14 protein-coding genes, 1 other RNA gene and 1 other annotated feature are annotated in these 16,095 nt (G+C 36.0%); of the genes, 14 read left to right on the top strand and 1 reads right to left on the bottom strand.

Annotated features, from left to right (window positions below):
- Positions 1-14: 14 nt before the first annotated feature.
- The gene (dtd, locus tag AMD00_RS07800; protein ID WP_053416458.1) at positions 15-455 is read left to right on the top strand and encodes a D-aminoacyl-tRNA deacylase; all 441 of its coding nucleotides are present in this window, start codon (positions 15-17) and stop codon (positions 453-455) included.
- Positions 456-679: 224 nt separating this feature from the next.
- Here dtd and AMD00_RS07795 read toward each other — a convergent pair whose 3' ends face one another.
- Complete coding sequence (locus tag AMD00_RS07795; protein WP_053416457.1) at positions 680-2,395, bottom strand: SH3 domain-containing protein; 1,716 nt, start codon at positions 2,393-2,395, stop codon at positions 680-682.
- Positions 2,396-2,513: 118 nt separating this feature from the next.
- Positions 2,514-2,750 (top strand) — a binding site (T-box leader).
- A 107-nt stretch (positions 2,751-2,857) separates the two neighbouring features.
- On the opposite strand from AMD00_RS07795, the gene hisS reads away from it, so the two are divergent.
- The 13 genes from hisS (at position 2,858) to AMD00_RS07735 (ending at position 16,085) form a co-directional block, all read left to right on the top strand.
- Positions 2,858-4,132, top strand: a complete 1,275-nt coding sequence (hisS, locus tag AMD00_RS07790; RefSeq protein ID WP_053416456.1) for a histidine--tRNA ligase — start codon at positions 2,858-2,860, stop codon at positions 4,130-4,132.
- 15 nt (positions 4,133-4,147) lie between these two features.
- The gene (gene aspS / locus AMD00_RS07785; RefSeq protein WP_053416455.1) at positions 4,148-5,926 is read left to right on the top strand and encodes an aspartate--tRNA ligase; all 1,779 of its coding nucleotides are present in this window, start codon (positions 4,148-4,150) and stop codon (positions 5,924-5,926) included.
- 44 nt (positions 5,927-5,970) lie between these two features.
- A non-coding RNA gene (gene ssrS, locus AMD00_RS22840) (6S RNA) lies at positions 5,971-6,152 on the top strand.
- 291 nt (positions 6,153-6,443) lie between these two features.
- Positions 6,444-7,163: a glucosamine-6-phosphate deaminase gene (locus tag AMD00_RS07780; RefSeq protein ID WP_083446148.1), complete on the top strand. Its 720-nt coding sequence runs from the start codon at positions 6,444-6,446 to the stop codon at positions 7,161-7,163.
- A 668-nt stretch (positions 7,164-7,831) separates the two neighbouring features.
- A complete protein-coding gene (gene nagA / locus AMD00_RS07775) occupies positions 7,832-8,992 on the top strand; it encodes an N-acetylglucosamine-6-phosphate deacetylase (protein ID WP_053416454.1) in 1,161 nt (386 codons plus the stop codon).
- A 44-nt stretch (positions 8,993-9,036) separates the two neighbouring features.
- A complete protein-coding gene (locus tag AMD00_RS07770; protein ID WP_038187327.1) occupies positions 9,037-9,759 on the top strand; it encodes a GntR family transcriptional regulator in 723 nt (240 codons plus the stop codon).
- Between the two features lie 4 nt (positions 9,760-9,763).
- Positions 9,764-10,483 carry a sugar isomerase domain-containing protein gene (locus tag AMD00_RS07765; protein WP_053416453.1) on the top strand — a complete coding sequence of 240 codons (720 nt, stop codon included), beginning with the start codon at positions 9,764-9,766 and terminating at the stop codon, positions 10,481-10,483.
- A 23-nt stretch (positions 10,484-10,506) separates the two neighbouring features.
- Positions 10,507-10,776 (top strand): phosphocarrier protein HPr, encoded by a 270-nt coding sequence (locus tag AMD00_RS07760; protein WP_038187323.1) that lies wholly within the window; start codon positions 10,507-10,509, stop codon positions 10,774-10,776.
- Positions 10,770-12,488: a phosphoenolpyruvate--protein phosphotransferase gene (ptsP, locus tag AMD00_RS07755; protein WP_053416452.1), complete on the top strand. Its 1,719-nt coding sequence runs from the start codon at positions 10,770-10,772 to the stop codon at positions 12,486-12,488. The genes AMD00_RS07760 and ptsP overlap by 7 nt, the downstream gene beginning before the upstream one ends.
- A gap of 164 nt (positions 12,489-12,652) precedes the next feature.
- Positions 12,653-13,825: a GNAT family N-acetyltransferase gene (locus AMD00_RS07750; protein ID WP_053416451.1), complete on the top strand. Its 1,173-nt coding sequence runs from the start codon at positions 12,653-12,655 to the stop codon at positions 13,823-13,825.
- 219 nt (positions 13,826-14,044) lie between these two features.
- Positions 14,045-14,356 (top strand): PTS sugar transporter subunit IIB, encoded by a 312-nt coding sequence (locus AMD00_RS07745; RefSeq protein WP_053416450.1) that lies wholly within the window; start codon positions 14,045-14,047, stop codon positions 14,354-14,356.
- Positions 14,357-14,374: 18 nt separating this feature from the next.
- Positions 14,375-14,695: a PTS lactose/cellobiose transporter subunit IIA gene (locus AMD00_RS07740; protein WP_053416449.1), complete on the top strand. Its 321-nt coding sequence runs from the start codon at positions 14,375-14,377 to the stop codon at positions 14,693-14,695.
- A 58-nt stretch (positions 14,696-14,753) separates the two neighbouring features.
- Complete coding sequence (locus tag AMD00_RS07735) at positions 14,754-16,085, top strand: PTS sugar transporter subunit IIC (protein ID WP_053416448.1); 1,332 nt, start codon at positions 14,754-14,756, stop codon at positions 16,083-16,085.
- Positions 16,086-16,095: the final 10 nt, after the last annotated feature.

The raw sequence follows: 16,095 nt of genomic DNA, 5'->3' as shown, positions 1-16,095 counted from the left end.
TAGGAGTTTTCATTTTGAAAGTAATTCTGCAACGTAGTAAAAAAGCAACTGTCACTGTAGATGGACAAGTTACAGGTGCCATTAAGCAAGGATATGTATTGTTAGTCGGACTTACACATGGTGATACAAAGGACGATGCAGACTATATCGCAAATAAAATTGTGAAAATGCGTCTATGGGAAGATGCTGATGGTAAAATGAATCATTCAATTTTAGATCACGGTGGAGCTATTTTATCCGTATCGCAATTTACTTTGTATGCTGATATACGTAAAGGAAATCGCCCTAGCTTTATTGAAGCTGCACGACCTGAGGAAGCGGAGCCTTTGTGGGAGTATTTCAATGAAACACTTCGTAACTTAGGTTTACATGTTGAAACAGGGGTTTTTGGTGCCATGATGGATGTCCAATTAACAAACGATGGACCAGTGACAATCATCATTGAATCAAAATAATATTGATTATTATACTAGAGGCTATTCATTTAGGGATATACGGATGAAAGATACCTATCATACTATTGTGAAAGTAATAAAACCTCGGATTCTCTCATACAATTTTGTATGGAAGCATCTGAGGTTTTTTTGATTTAATGGATTAGTTTAATCTTGATTCAAAAAAACAGCCTTACTCTAGTTTTCTTGGAAAAACTAATAAGGCTGTTCGTGGTTAAAAATAGTTATTGCATTTGGAAGTAATTGTGGATACCTTGTGCAATACTTCTGCTGACATTATTTTGGTGAGTAGCATTGATAAGTTTACTACGATCCTCAACATTTGAAATAAAGCCGACCTCTAAAAGAATTGAAGGAACAGAAGCCATTCTATTTACATGAAAGATATTCGTTTTAACGCCCCTATTGGTACTCCCCATTGTAGGTTGATAAGCGCTATGAACAGCATTTGCAAGTTGTCTGCTTCTTGTTGGATATGGATTACCTGAAGCAGCGTAATATGTTTCAGTTCCTTTTGCAGTAGCACTTGCAGAGTTCATGTGTATACTAACGAAAATATCTGCTTTTTTCGATTTCGCAACATCTACCCGACATTGTAAATCTATTGTTTTATTAGTAGATGAAGAGCAAGCTGAGAATTGACCACGTGTTGTATACACGGTATAGCCCATACTCTCAAGATGACTCTTTGTCTTTAAAGTAAAAGCGTATGTCAGTGCGGCTTCATTGTATCCTCCGCCACCTGAACCAGGGTCTGTACCGCCGTGTCCAGCATCTAATACAATCTTTTTATTCGATACTGCAGGTGGATTTGTAGCTGGATTTGATAATGTTACATAACTATTTGATGTATTATTTGAAATCCAACCTTTTTTGCCAGTAGCATACATTACTTCAACCCATTCATTTGATGGATAAGTAGCATATTGCAGCACTGTATAGTAATCTCCGGCAGAGGCTTCAGACAATATATCTCCTTTTGTACTCGGTTTTGAACGGATATTCAAGTAACCAGATTGTATAACGATATATTCTGTTTTTGAAGGTTTAGTATATACGACATTGTCTTCAGGTGTATCAGTCGGTTCCTCAGGTGTTGGATTTTCTGGCTCAGAAGGGTCCGGTGTCGGTTCTACATCTGTATCTTCATCTTCATCTGGTTTGTTAGGGTTTGATGTTTGTGACGTATGTTTTTTTGAACTAATCTTCCCATATGCTGACTTGGAAGAAACCCAACCTTTTTTAGTAGTCGTATATTGAATTTGTACCCATGTACCAGATTCTTTTAAAATTTTAAATTCATTACCTTTTCTTACAGTACCAATAATAGCAGAGCTATCTGATGAAGAAGCTTTTTCACGTACGTTTAAATTAGCAATTGTTATGTAGTAATATTTGCCGACATTACTAGCAGAAGTAGTTGGATTGGAAGAAGTAGTTGATTTAAACGTTACATAGCTTTTAGAAACCCAGCCTGTATATTTGGATGTTTTAATTTTCACCCAACCACTTTTTTCGTCTAATACAGTTCCTTTTGTGCCTTTTGCTAATTTCCCAAGACTTTTATAGCTAATTGCAGCACCGGAACGAATATTTAAATTACTAACATTTGTCGTTACTGTTTTCGATGTAGCGGCTGTATTAACGTTTGTTGTTACTTTAGATAAGTATTGTGAAGAAACCCAACCTGTTTTCCCGCTATATTTTACTTTAATCCAAGAGCCTTTTGATGAGATTTTTGTTAATTTTGTGCTTTTTGGAATTAACGTAAGTTTTTTGGTGCTTGTACTAGGACCTTCGCGTAAAGTAAGTTGACTAGCCGTTACTTTATATGATATTGAAGAAGATGCCTCCGTATGTATAGGTTGGTAAAAATATGAGCATATAAGCGTGGTGAAGAGCAAAAAAATACTAAACGTTTTAACTAATTTTGTTTTCATGTTAATCCTCCTTTTTATCTATTGTAAAAGGAAATGACATGAAAAATCTATAGTTTTTCAAAATAGTTGACATATTTGTTTATAGTGGGTAAGATATTTAGTAATCTGAATTTATTTAAGATCACCTATGACCGAGCAAGTAACTATATTTTTAAGGCTGATAAGAGAGGAAAAGACGTGGCTGAAATCTTTTCTACAGTACAGTATAGTGAATAACACTCGAGAGGTTTTTCTTCGAAAGGCATTTGCTTATTAGGAGAAAACGGAATCGGCCGTTATCCGACATGAGAGGATTTAGTTTTACTAGATCAACTAGGGTGGAACCGCGGAAGCTTATACAGCTCTCGTCCCTTGCATTTATTGCAAGGGGCGAGAGCTTTTTTAGTTTCATCATAGAAAATCGTGAGATAAAGGACAGCGTTAGTCCACAGTTAATCAGAATTTTTGAAAGGAGTTAATGTGATGAATTATAAAGTACCTAGAGGCACTCAAGATATTTTACCAGGACAGTCTGAGAAATGGCAAAAGGTTGAGGAAATCATTCGTCAGCTTTGCCAAGTATATAGATATCAAGAAATTCGCACTCCAATTTTCGAGCAGACGGAATTATTCCAACGTAGTGTTGGTGATACGACTGATATCGTGCAAAAAGAAATGTACACATTCAAAGATAGAGGAGATCGTTCTTTAACGCTTCGTCCAGAAGGTACAGCAGCTGTTGTACGCTCTTACGTTGAGCACAAAATGTTCGGTCAACCTGATCAACCAGTAAAATTATCTTACATTGGTCCAATGTTCCGCTATGAACGCCAACAAGCTGGGCGTTACCGCCAATTCGTCCAATTCGGAGTAGAAGCAATTGGTAGTAAAGATCCTGCTATTGATGCAGAAGTAATTGCACTTGCAATGGATGTGTATGAAACAGCTGGATTGAAGAATTTAAAATTAGTGATTAACTCTTTAGGTGATGCAGATGTTCGTGCAGCTCACCGTGATGCTTTAATCAAACATTTCGAACCACATATCGGTGATTTCTGCTCAGATTGCCAAAATCGTCTAGAAAAAAATCCATTACGTATTTTAGATTGTAAAGTGGATCGCGAAAATCCTTTAATGGCTACTGCGCCAGCACTAACAGATTACTTAAATGAGGAATCTGCAGCTTATTTCGAAGCTGTTAAAAAATACTTAGATGTGTTAGGCATTACCTATGTAGTAGATCCGAACTTAGTACGTGGTTTGGATTATTATAACCACACGACTTTTGAAATTATGAGTACAGCAACAGACCTAGGAGCAATTACTACTTTATGTGGTGGTGGTCGCTATAACGGTTTAGTTGAACAAATCGGTGGTCCGGAATCACCTGGTATTGGCTTTGCAATGAGTATCGAACGTCTATTACTTGCACTTGAAGCAGAAGGACGTTCACTTGATACAGACAATGCACTTGATATGTATATCGTTGCAATGGATGATCAAGCGAAGTTAAAAGCAGTAGAATTAGCAAGTTCATTTAGAGCAAAAGGTATTTCAACTGAGCTTGATTATGCGAGTCGCAAAGTGAAAGCTCAGATGAAATCGGCAGATCGTTTAGGTGCTAAATGGGTCATCGTACTTGGTGAGTCAGAATTAGAAGAACAAGCTGCTAATGTGAAAAACATGGAATTGGGTAGCCAAGAAAAAGTGCCATTTCATGACTTAGTGAACTATTTAACAAAACATAAGGTAAAATAATTGGAGGAAATAATCATGGCAAAAAGAACACATGAATGTGGTATTTTACGTGGCGCTCATGAAGGCGAACGCGTTGTATTAAAAGGATGGGTACAACGTCGTCGCGATTTCGGCGGACTAATTTTCGTTGACCTACGTGACCGTACAGGACTTGTACAAATCGTTTTCAACCCTGAAAATTCTCAAGAAGCTTTAGATATTGCAGATTCTCTTCGTAACGAATTCGTTGTAGAAGTAGAAGGTGCTGTAGCATTACGTGAACCGGACATGATTAATCCAAACATGGAAACTGGTATGGTTGAAGTTTTAATCGATCAAATAACAATTATTAATAAAGCTAAAACACCACCGTTTGCAATTGAAGATCGCACTGAAGTAAACGAAGATCTTCGTTTAAAATACCGTTACTTAGACTTACGTCGTCCAGTAATGTTTGATACATTCAAACTTCGCTCTGACGTGACAAAAGTAATCCGTAACTTCTTACAAGATGAAGGTTTCTTAGAGGTTGAAACACCAATCTTAACGAAGTCAACTCCAGAAGGCGCACGTGACTACCTAGTTCCTTCACGTGTACATGAAGGTGAATTTTATGCTTTACCACAATCACCACAATTATTTAAACAATTATTAATGGTTGGTGGAATTGAGCGCTACTTCCAAATTGCTCGCTGCTTCCGTGATGAAGATTTACGTGCTGATCGTCAACCTGAATTCACTCAAATTGATATGGAAATGAGTTTCATGTCACAAGATGAAATCATCGAATTAAACGAAAAATTAATTCAAAAAGTTATGAAAGAAGTAAAAGGAATTGATATTCCAGCTCCATTCCAACGTATGACTTATAAGGATGCAATGTCTCGCTACGGCTCTGATAAGCCAGATGTTCGTTTTGACTTAGAACTGATTGAATTAAGCGATGTTGTTGCAGGCTGTAACTTCAAAGTATTTGCAAGTACTGTTGAAAACGGAGGCCAAGTAAAAGGTCTTAATATCAAAGGTGCGAACGACAAATACTCTCGTAAAGATCTTGATGAACTAACAAAATTTGTTGGTCGTTACGGTGCGAAAGGTCTTGCGTGGATTAAAGTAACTGAAGAAGGATTAACTGGTCCAATCGGTAAATTCTTTGATGATGAATTTGGTGAAAAACTTGTTGAACGTATGCACGCTGAACCAGGTGATACTTTAGTATTCGTAGCTGATAAAAAATCAGTTGTTGCTGATTCACTAGGTGCTTTACGTAAAAAACTTGGAAAAGACCTTGGCTTAATTGATGAATCTCGTTTTGCATTCCTATGGATTACAGAGTGGCCATTACTTGAATACAGCGAAGATGATGACCGTTACTATGCGGCACATCACCCATTCACTCGTCCATTCGATGAAGATCTTGAAAAAATGGAAACTGAACCAGGTGCAGTTAAAGCACAAGCGTACGATATCGTATTAAATGGCTACGAACTTGGTGGCGGATCATTACGTATTCACGAAAAAGATTTACAAGAAAAAATGTTCAAAACACTTGGTTTCACTGATGAAGAAGCAAAAGAACAATTTGGTTTCTTGATGAATGCATTTGAGTATGGTACACCTCCGCACGGTGGATTAGCATTCGGTCTTGACCGCTTTATTATGTTACTAGCTGGTCGTGACAACTTACGTGATACAATTGCATTCCCTAAAACTGCAAGTGCAAGTTGCGTCTTAACAAATGCACCAAGTACAGTATCGTTAGCACAATTAGACGAGTTAAATATCCGCACAAAAACATTGGCAGATGAGAAGTAAATCTTTTGAATTGTCAGAATTAATGTGGTAATATGTATTTAAAGCGAATCCTGATGTGTTCGTTATAAGCTTATCAGTTTTGACCGAACATTTTATCGTTGGGAGTTCACATTTTGGGATGGCGAACATGCCTGTCATGGGACGTTTAAAATTTCGAAGAGAACACCCACCTGCTTATTGCGGGTTCAAAACGATTAGATTTTAAGACGGCACAATCGGGATTCGTTAATTATTAAATCACCCCCTCAATGAAAATTGAGAGGGTTTTTATTTTGAGTCAATACATTATTTTTTTGATTTAAATGCTATAAAATTGATTTTAATCTAAAATTCAAAAACATTTTTCAGTACATTTGAATTGTTTTTACAAAAACTATATCAAAGAATGAAATTGGTAAATTTTCATTACTATCGGTATAATATTGGTAAAATAAACATTTTTTTATTTTTTTATTGGCTTCCTTAGAAATAATGGTTTAAAGTGTAAGTAAATAAATTGAAATGAGAAGGTGTATTAATGGAAACGAGCAATCACATAAAAACAGCATTAAAGGTTGAAACGATTATCGATTTAGATGCCTTATATGATAGAGCATTTAATGTTCTAAAAGAGGCGTTAGATAACGGTTCTAAAAACTTTGGTTTGGCTACAGGTGGAACAATGCTTCCTCTTTATGAGCGTATTCGTAATAGTGAACTTGATTTTACTCAGTGTGAAAGTGTTAACTTAGATGAGTATGTCGGTCTTCAGAAAACACATCCTGAAAGTTATATATCGTTTATGAAACAACAGCTCTTCAATGAAAAGCCTTTTAAAAAATCTAATTTACCAAATGGAGAGGCATTAGATCCTCATGAAGAAGCTGCTTGTTATGAATCACTTTTACAAAACATGAATCTAAATTTTCAATTACTTGGAATTGGAGAAAATGGACATATAGGTTTTAATGAGCCTGGTACACCGTTTGATAGTGAAACGCATGTTGTTGAACTTGAAGAATCGACTAGAATAGCAAATGCAAGATTTTTTAATTCTTTAGATGAAGTACCAACTAAAGCAATTACAATGGGTATTTCTTCAATCATGCGTGCAGAACAAATTTTATTAATCGCAGTTGGGGAGAAGAAACGTACTGCTTTAGAAGCGTTGTTAAAAGGTGAAGTAACAGAAGATGTACCAGTAACAATCTTGAAAAAGCATCCGAATGTTATCGTATTAACTGACTTAGTAATCTAAATAGAATGTTTAAATGAAGCTTTCAAGTAAATAGGCGTTGTTTCCTATAGGTTCTTGGAAGTTTTTGTGTATAACGAAGATGAAAAAAGTGTAGATAAGAGTAGTAAATGTTCCTGGAATAGAATATGTTTTAAATATAAGAGAATCATTTTTGACGAATGATGTATGGGGCAACTTATTATTTTAGAGATTGGATTGAGAAAAGAAGCTAAAAAACTTATTGATATATCTTAAAATAGATTTATTATTCTATTTATTCTATAAATTAAAGGAATTAAGAACTTTTGCTTTTCATTTATATGCAAACGTTTTATAATTGGTATAGACAACTATACCAAAAGTTTTTTAGGAGATACTAAGGAACCTTGTTAATAAGAGTTTCTCTATAAATTTTCAAGGTTCTTAATCTAATCTAGTCTTTTCTATTGATAGGTTTTCTCTATAGAAAACACTTTCTGATAGAATCACAGAAAAAAACGAACAAAATACGCATTGAAATACTTCAATAGTTATATCGTATATCTGAAATCTCATAAAATGAAAATTACCAAAAAATAAAGTGGGGTTTATGACAAGACGCTTTATAAATAGCTAGCTGAGGTAAGATAGGATTCTGAAAATCAGAAAGACGAGATGATTTTTCTGGTTTTAATTAGGAGAGAGTGCACATGAGTGAAACAATTCTAATTTCAAATGTAACGATTGTTAACTACGATCAAGAGGCGTTTGTAGGTGATCTTTACCTAGAAGAAGGTAAAATTACGAAAGTTGGTAAGGGATTAAGTATTCAAGCGCAACATACTATTGATGGAACTTCTAAAGGATGGATTGTTTTCCCTGGATATATTGATATGCATATACACGGATCAGCTGGTTTTGATGCCATGGATGCAACTGAAGAAGCAATCAGAGGTATTGCTCGTTCGTTAGCTAAAGAGGGGACGACAAGTTTTCTTGCGACGACTATGACGCAGTCAGTAGATGCTATTGAAGCAACTTTAAAGAATGCTGCTACTTATAAAGGGTCTTTAGATGAAGCGGAAATGTTAGGGATACATGTTGAAGGTCCATATATATCAAAGGAAAGAGCAGGGGCACAACCGATACAATATATTATTGAACCTTCTATTCAGCAGTTTCATCACTGGCAAGAACTTAGTGAAGGTCGCATAAAACAAGTTACAGTGGCTCCTGAAGTAAATAATGGTTTTGAATTTGTCGAGGAAATTAGTAAAGAAGGAATCGTTGTATCATTAGGTCATACGGATGCCATGTCTGATGAAATAGAGCGTGCCGTTGGGCTCGGTGCAAAACAAGCAACTCACTTATATAATCAAATGCGTCCTTTTCATCATCGAGAGCCAGGTGTTGTTGGAGATGTATTACTAGAAGATGATTTGAAGGTAGAAATTATAGCAGATTTCATCCATAGCCACCCGAAATCTGTTAAATTTGCTTATCGTTTAAAGGGGGCATCTCGAATTATATTGATTACTGATGCCATGAGGGCAAAAGGGCTGGATTACGGTGTTTATGATTTAGGTGGCCAAGCGGTACATGTAACTGAAACGGGTGCACATTTATCCGATGGGACGTTAGCTGGGAGTGTATTAACAATGGAACAAGCTGTGAAAAATATACATGCCGTCACAAAATGTACATTGCAGGAGTTAGTATCTATGTCTTCCAATAATGCTGCTAATCAACTCGAATTACCTTCCAAAGGGTATATCGGTAACGGGATGGATGCGGATCTAGTTATATTAGATGAAGAATTAAATGTACAAAAGACTATCTGTCGCGGTAAAGTTGTTTATGAAAAAGAATAACAAGCTGTAGTTTGGTAGGGGCTACATGAAAGGTGGAGATATGCTTGTTAGATAAAAATTCACCAGTTCCAATGTATATACAAATTGAAGAATTTTTAAAAGGAAAAATTTTCGAAGAGGAATATAAGATAGGTGAGAATATTCCTTCTGAAAGAGAGTTTTCTGAACAGTTAGGTGTAAGTCGTATGACCGTAAGGCATGCCATCACGAATTTAGTAAATAGTGGCTTACTTTACCGAGAAAAAGGACGTGGTACATACGTAGCGAATCCAAAGTTAGAGCAACCATTAAGCGGATTGACAAGTTTTACAGAAGATATGCGTTCAAGAGGCTATGAGCCAAGCAATAAACTTATTCGTTTTGAGAAAATTATACCTCCAATTGATATTGCGAAGGCATTGCAAATGAAAACGGGAGATGAAGTATTTTCCGTTGTTCGAATTCGTAACGCAGATCAGCTACCAATGGCTATTGAAAGAACGTATATACCTGTTGAGATCATTCCAGATTTGGATAAGAGCATGGTTCTGGGTTCGTTATACTCTCTAATAGAAGAAAGACATCATCAAAAGATTGGTCATGCTTCGCAGTTAATGGAAGCAGCGCTAGTAACTAAAGAAGATAGTAAACTATTGAATATTGAGCAACCATCAGCTGTATTAATTATTGAACGAAAAAGTTATTTAAGTACTGGAATACCGTTTGAATTAGTGCGTAGTACATATCGCGCAGATCGCTATAAATTTATTAGTGAAATACAGAGGTGATAACATGCATCAATATTTTCAAGAGGTTCAACAATTAATAAATGTAATAGTAGAAGAAGAACAATCAAAAATGACAAAAGCAGCCGAATTGATAGCTGAGCGTATTCAAAACGGAGGTATTTTACAACTATTTGGTTGTGGTCATTCTCACATTCTAGCGCAAGAAGCTTTTTACCGTGCTGGTGGTTTAGTACCAGTACGTCCTATATTCATTGAGCCATTGATGTTACATAAGGGTGCACTGACCTCTTCTGCAAATGAGAAAGATCCTAACTTCGTTTCGCAACATCGTCATCAATTTGAGTTCAATCCAAATGATGTATTAATAATTGTTTCCACGTCAGGAAGAAATGTTGTGCCTATTGATGTGGCATTATTAGCAAAAGAGGCTGGGGTACTTGTTATTTCATTACAGTCACTTCATTATAAAGAGCAAGTTTCAAAGCATAGTACAGGGAAACGCCTAGAAGATACGGCAGACTTCGTATTAGATACGCATATTCCAGTAGGTGATGGGTTATTGTGGAAAAATAGCGTCCAGTATGGTCCTGCATCTACAACAATTGGTTCGGCTATCTTGAATACGACACTATCTCAAGTTATTGAAATTTTAGCTAGTGAAGGTGTCGAGCCGCCTGTATTTGAAAGTGCAAATCTAGATGGTAGTAAAGAAAAAAATGATTGTATGATAGCAAAGTATAGTAGACGAATAAACTTCGAATAAATATTAGTATGGGGGAGATTAATATGGAAAAAACTTATAAAATCACTAGTTCAGTAGGATTACATGCACGTCCATCAACAGTATTGGTTGCAGGTGTCACACCATTTGCATCGGATATACAGCTTGAGTACAAAGGAAAAACAGTCAATTTAAAATCTATTTTAGGTGTTATGTCATTAGGTGTTCCAACTGGTGAAGTTGTTACTATTAAAGCAGAAGGTTCAGATGCAGAAGCAGCAATCGCAAAAGTTTCAGAATTAATGATTTCAGAAGGCTTAGGACAAGAATGTTAGAGATTAAAGGTATTGCTGTCTCGAATGGAATAGCCATTGCGAATGCGTACTGCTTAGTAGAACCGGATCTAACCTTTGACAAATTGACTATTACTGATATTGAAGCAGAAAAATTAAGGTTTAAAGAAATTGTTTCTAAAACGAAAACTGAACTCGAAGCAATTCGTGAAGCTGCGGAAAAGAAATTTGGTCACGATAAAGCAGAAATTTTCTCTGCGCATTTATTAGTACTGCAAGACCCTGAGATGTTAAATGCAATTGATATTCAGATAAGTGAAGGTGTAAATGCTGAATTTGCATTACAAGAAACCTCAAGTATGTTTATCGAGTTATTTGAATCTATGGACAATGAATACATGCAAGAACGTGCAGCTGATATTCGTGATGTAGCAAAGCGTTTATTAGCGAATTTATTGGGCATTGAATTACCTGATTATAGTCGTTTATCAAAGGATGTTATTATTGTTGCTGATGATTTAACACCATCGATGACTGCACAGCTTGATAAAACGCATGTGAAAGGCTTCGTGACAAATATCGGGGGACGTACATCTCATTCGGCTATTTTAGCAAGAACAATGGAGATACCCGCTGTTGTAGGGACAAAACTGGCAACTACAGATATCCCCCACGGAGCTAAGATCATAATAGATGGTACAAAAGGGACAGTATTATTAGATGCTACAGAAGAAATAGTTGCTGAGTATTTATTGGCTCAAGAAGAGCAAGCAGCAGAGAGTGCAATGTTCCAGCAATTTGTAACAGCAGAAAGCATAAGTGCTGATGGACATCATGTAGAGTTAGCGGGCAATATTGGTAAGCCGGAGGATGTAGACAATATTTTAGCTAACGGCGGTGACGGTATTGGCTTATTCCGTACTGAGTTTTTATATATGGATCGTCAAGAATTGCCTTCAGAAGAAGAACAATTTACCGCTTATAAAACAGTACTTGAAAAAATGGGCCAAAAACCGACAGTTGTTAGAACGCTGGATATAGGTGGAGATAAAGAATTACCGTATTTGAAATTAGAGCCAGAGATGAATCCTTTCTTAGGGCATAGAGCTATAAGACTTTGTTTGGAACAACAAGATATTTTCCGGACACAGTTACGTGCACTTCTCCGTGCAAGTGTCTATGGTAATTTGAAAATTATGTTCCCTATGATTGCGACACTTGATGAATTCCGTAAAGCAAAAGCTTTATTGGAGGAAGAGAAAGAGAAGTTATTTAGTGAAGGAATTGAAGTTTCAAGTGATATTGAGATTGGCATGATGGTAGAAATTCCTTCAGCTGCGCTTATTGCAGATTTATTTGCTAAAGAAGCAGATTTCCTTTCTATTGGTACAAATGATTTAATCCAATACACTTTAGCTGCAGATCGTATGAATGAAAAAGTTTCTTATTTATACCAACCATTCCATCCGGCCATTTTACGTCTTGTAAAGATGGCCATTGATGCGGGCCATGCGAATGGAAAATGGGTAGGTATGTGTGGAGAAATGGCCGGAGATGAAATAGCTATACCTATTTTACTAGCTTTAGGTTTAGATGAATTTTCAATGAGTGCCTCTTCTATTCTACGTGCGCGTGCACATATTTCGGACCTTTCAAAAGTAGAATTAATGCAACATTTAGATAAAATACTTTCACTTTCAACTTCAATGGAAGTAGAACAATATATGAAAAAATTATTAAACACGAACAATTAATTTGGCTATTACAAGAAGGCAATTTCTTATTCGCCAATAGAATGTCGGCAACCCCTGAAGATTGGAATTGTCGACATTTTTTATACGAAAAATGTCAATAAAACAATATTAATTCTCAAAATTAGAAGATATAACATAGTTGTGTTCTTAAGGGGGATAAACCGATGATTCAATTAGTACCACTAGAGGATAGTGAACAAGTTCATCGTTTACGAGATTATAGTTTTTCGAATAAATATATTGGAGAAAAAAGAGATGATTTTCAATATTGGGTAGAATATAGTACAACAATTGGAGCATATGATGGAAGAAAATTAGTTGGTCAATTGCTTGTGCTCCCGTTGAATATGACGATTCACCAAATCTCATACAAAATGGGAGGTATTGGATTCGTATGTACTTATCCAGAGTATCGAAATAGAGGGATTATGAAAAAATTGATGATTCGTGCTTTGGAAGAAATGCGAGAAAATGGTCAATATATTTCTGTGTTAGCTCCATTTTCTGTCTCCTTTTATCGTTATTTCGGATGGGAATTATTTTTTGATAAGCTGAGTTATTCAATACCTAGTGAGGCATTCCCTAATTTCGGTAATCAGTTAGATGTTGTAAAACGATTTAGTTTTGAATGGCTTGATGAACAGCTTTTTGATGAGGTATGTACTTTTTATAATGACAATGCAGAGGTAATGAATGGCTCTATGAAGCGTGATGCAGCATGGTGGAAAAGGATTCAGCGTAGAGAGCCCGACAGTCATTTTGCAGCTTATTATAAAGACGATGAAATTCATGGTTTTGTACGCTATCAAATTCAAAATCTCACTTTTATTATTAAAGACTTTGTCGTAAAGGATCATGTTGCTGAGAAGGCGATTTGGCGTTATATCTCGTCTCATAGTGCAAGTGTTTATCACATTACTGGTAATACTGCAGGAACAAGTCATTTCGGATTCCACTTTAACCAGCCACAATTCAAAAAAGATCTTGTCCAAGACTGTATGGTGAGAATTGTGGATGTTGAAGGATTTTTAAAAGAATACAATTGGGCAGAATTGACGGAAAACCTTTATTTACGTATTCAGGATCCGTTTGCCCAGTGGAATGAGAAGCTTTACTGTATTAATCGAGAAGGTCAAACAGAAGTAATTGAAACGGATAGCATAGCTAATGGTCAAATTCTATCTTTGTCGATTAATATTTTTTCTGCTCTAATAGTTGGATATTTAAGCGTTACAGAAACAATGCTCTACGCGGAGCATCAACTTGATGATTCAGCCTTAAAGCTTTGGAACAAAGCTTTAAGAACAGAGAAACCGTCATTTTATGAATATTTTTAATGTCATTTTATAAGAATTTATAGTTAATCAAAAAATTTTTGGAAAAAACTTTGGACTATACCAGTTGTTAGAAAAATCAGTAAATTCAAGCTATTTATAAATATGCCAATAAAAAAATGCGAAAAAAAGGAAAATAAAGCGCTTTTAAGGTATTGTGGTATAGACCAATTTCTGCTATTCTCAATTTAGGAGTTAAATTACAAAAAAGGGGTGCTCTTCATGAAGAATATTATGCTCGTTTGTGCGGCAGGTATGAGTACTAGTTTACTAGTAACTAAAATGCAAAAAGCTGCTGAGGGACAAAATTTAGCTGCTGATATTTTCGCAATTTCAGAGAGTGAAGTTGATTCTACATTAGAAAGAAAAGATATCGATGTTTTATTATTGGGACCTCAAGTACGCTATTTAAAGGGACCATTTGAAGCGAAATATAAAGCTAAAAACTTCCCAATCGAAGTAATCAATATGAGTGATTATGGCATGATGAACGGCGAAAAAGTGTTGCAACACGCACTGAATTTAATTGGATAATCAAGGAGGTTTACGGTCATGCAAGAAACAGATTTATTACAGTCAATTATGGGGCTGATATTGCACAGCGGCAACGTGAAAAGTGATTGTATGGAAGCGATTCAACTTGCTAAACAAGGAAATGTAAGCGCTGCTAAAGAGAAAATTACATTAGCTAATAAATCTTTAGTAGAAGCACATCATTCTCAAACAGCGTTATTAACACAAGAAGCTAGAGGAGAAAAAGTAGAAGTTTCTATCATGTTAGTCCATGCACAGGATCACTTGATGAACGCTATTACTTTTAAAGATTTAGCAATTGAAATTATTGATTTATATGACCGTCTGCAAGGGGCTTAACATCAGTTTTGATGTTTACCATATAAATAATCTATAACACAAGGGAGTGTGGAGAGGGATGTTTCGTTTTTTAGAGGAGAAGTTCGTTCCGGTAGCAGCAAAGGTTGGGAACCAGAGACATTTAGTTGCAGTTCGTGACGGCTTTATTACAATAATGCCACTGACAATTATCGGTTCGTTAGCGGTATTATTCAATGGTTTACCAATTAAAGCATATCAAAAATTAATGGACTCTATTTGGGACCATGGAACTTGGACGCAATGGGGCGGCAATATGTGGAATGCTACATTTGCTATTATGTCTTTGCTTCTTGCTTTTACAGTTTCATACCACTTAGCTAAGAGCTATGGTAAAGATGGATTAACTGCAGGGGTAATCAGTTTTTCTAGTTATATTACATTCGGAACATTTGGTGAAGGCGGCCTAAGTGGATTAACCACCGGGACCGGGGGGATATTCGTAGCATTAATAATAGCTCTTTTATCTTCTGAACTATTTTCACGCTTATCTGGTAACAAACGTTTATTAATCAAAATGCCTGATGGAGTACCACCGGCAGTAACAAAATCGTTTGCTGCACTACTTCCATCTATTATCACTGTCGGTACTTTTGCATTAGTGAGAACAATTATTTCAACAAGCTTTGATATTCCAGATATTATTTCTTCATTCTATTCAGTAGTTCAAGAACCATTTATGGGTCTAACAAATACATGGGCTGCAGGCTTGTTATTAGCTTTCGTTCCTGTATTCTTATGGTCATTCGGTATTCACGGGGCGAACATTATCGACCCATTCATGCAAACTATTAATCTTCCAGCTATTGCTGAAAATCTTAAAGCAATAAATGCTGGTGAAACTGCACCATATATTATTAACAAGCCATTCTTTGATGCTTTCGTTAATATGGGTGGATCAGGTACTACAATCGCTTTAGTTATCGCAATTTTCCTTTTTGCTAGAAAAAACAAACAATACAGTGCGGTTGGTAAAGTTGGTGCTGCTCCAGCCCTATTCAATATTAATGAGCCATTAATGTTTGGTTTACCAATCATTTTAAATCCAATCTTGGTCATTCCGTTTATTCTTACACCAATGGTCAATGTAACAATTGCTTATTTTGCAACTAAATTCGGTTTGGTTCCAGCAGCTACAATTGCTGCTCCTTGGATGATGCCACCAGTCATAAATGGTTGGTTAACAACGCAATCATGGACGGGTGGAGTACTGAGCCTTGTGTTAATAGCAATCTCTGTATGTATCTACTTACCGTTCATAATGATGTCATCAAAAGCAGCTAACGATAAATTAGCAGCTGAAAAACAAGCAACTAAACCGAGTCAATCAGTAGTGATGAAAAAAGAAGAAGCAGAAAAAGTAGAAGTTTAATAGATGGTAA

Origin of the sequence: Viridibacillus arvi (genome assembly GCF_001274945.1) — a bacterium.
Lineage (GTDB): Bacteria > Bacillota > Bacilli > Bacillales_A > Planococcaceae > Viridibacillus > Viridibacillus arvi.
This window is presented reverse-complemented; position numbering and strand designations above follow the sequence as displayed.

Bases quoted from the DNA above. Each gene is read 5' to 3' on its own strand.
- hisS (WP_053416456.1), top strand. From the start codon at position 2,858: ATGAATTATAAAGTACCTAGAGGCACTCAAGATATTTTACCAGGACAG.
- ptsP (WP_053416452.1), top strand. From the start codon at position 10,770: ATGTTAGAGATTAAAGGTATTGCTGTCTCGAATGGAATAGCCATTGCG.
- AMD00_RS07765 (WP_053416453.1), top strand. From the start codon at position 9,764: ATGCATCAATATTTTCAAGAGGTTCAACAATTAATAAATGTAATAGTA.
- AMD00_RS07745 (WP_053416450.1), top strand. From the start codon at position 14,045: ATGAAGAATATTATGCTCGTTTGTGCGGCAGGTATGAGTACTAGTTTA.
- AMD00_RS07795 (WP_053416457.1), bottom strand. From the start codon at position 2,395: ATGAAAACAAAATTAGTTAAAACGTTTAGTATTTTTTTGCTCTTCACC.
- AMD00_RS07740 (WP_053416449.1), top strand. From the start codon at position 14,375: ATGCAAGAAACAGATTTATTACAGTCAATTATGGGGCTGATATTGCAC.
- nagA (WP_053416454.1), top strand. From the start codon at position 7,832: ATGAGTGAAACAATTCTAATTTCAAATGTAACGATTGTTAACTACGAT.
- AMD00_RS07735 (WP_053416448.1), top strand. From the start codon at position 14,754: ATGTTTCGTTTTTTAGAGGAGAAGTTCGTTCCGGTAGCAGCAAAGGTT.
- AMD00_RS07780 (WP_083446148.1), top strand. From the start codon at position 6,444: ATGGAAACGAGCAATCACATAAAAACAGCATTAAAGGTTGAAACGATT.
- AMD00_RS07750 (WP_053416451.1), top strand. From the start codon at position 12,653: ATGATTCAATTAGTACCACTAGAGGATAGTGAACAAGTTCATCGTTTA.
- AMD00_RS07760 (WP_038187323.1), top strand. From the start codon at position 10,507: ATGGAAAAAACTTATAAAATCACTAGTTCAGTAGGATTACATGCACGT.
- aspS (WP_053416455.1), top strand. From the start codon at position 4,148: ATGGCAAAAAGAACACATGAATGTGGTATTTTACGTGGCGCTCATGAA.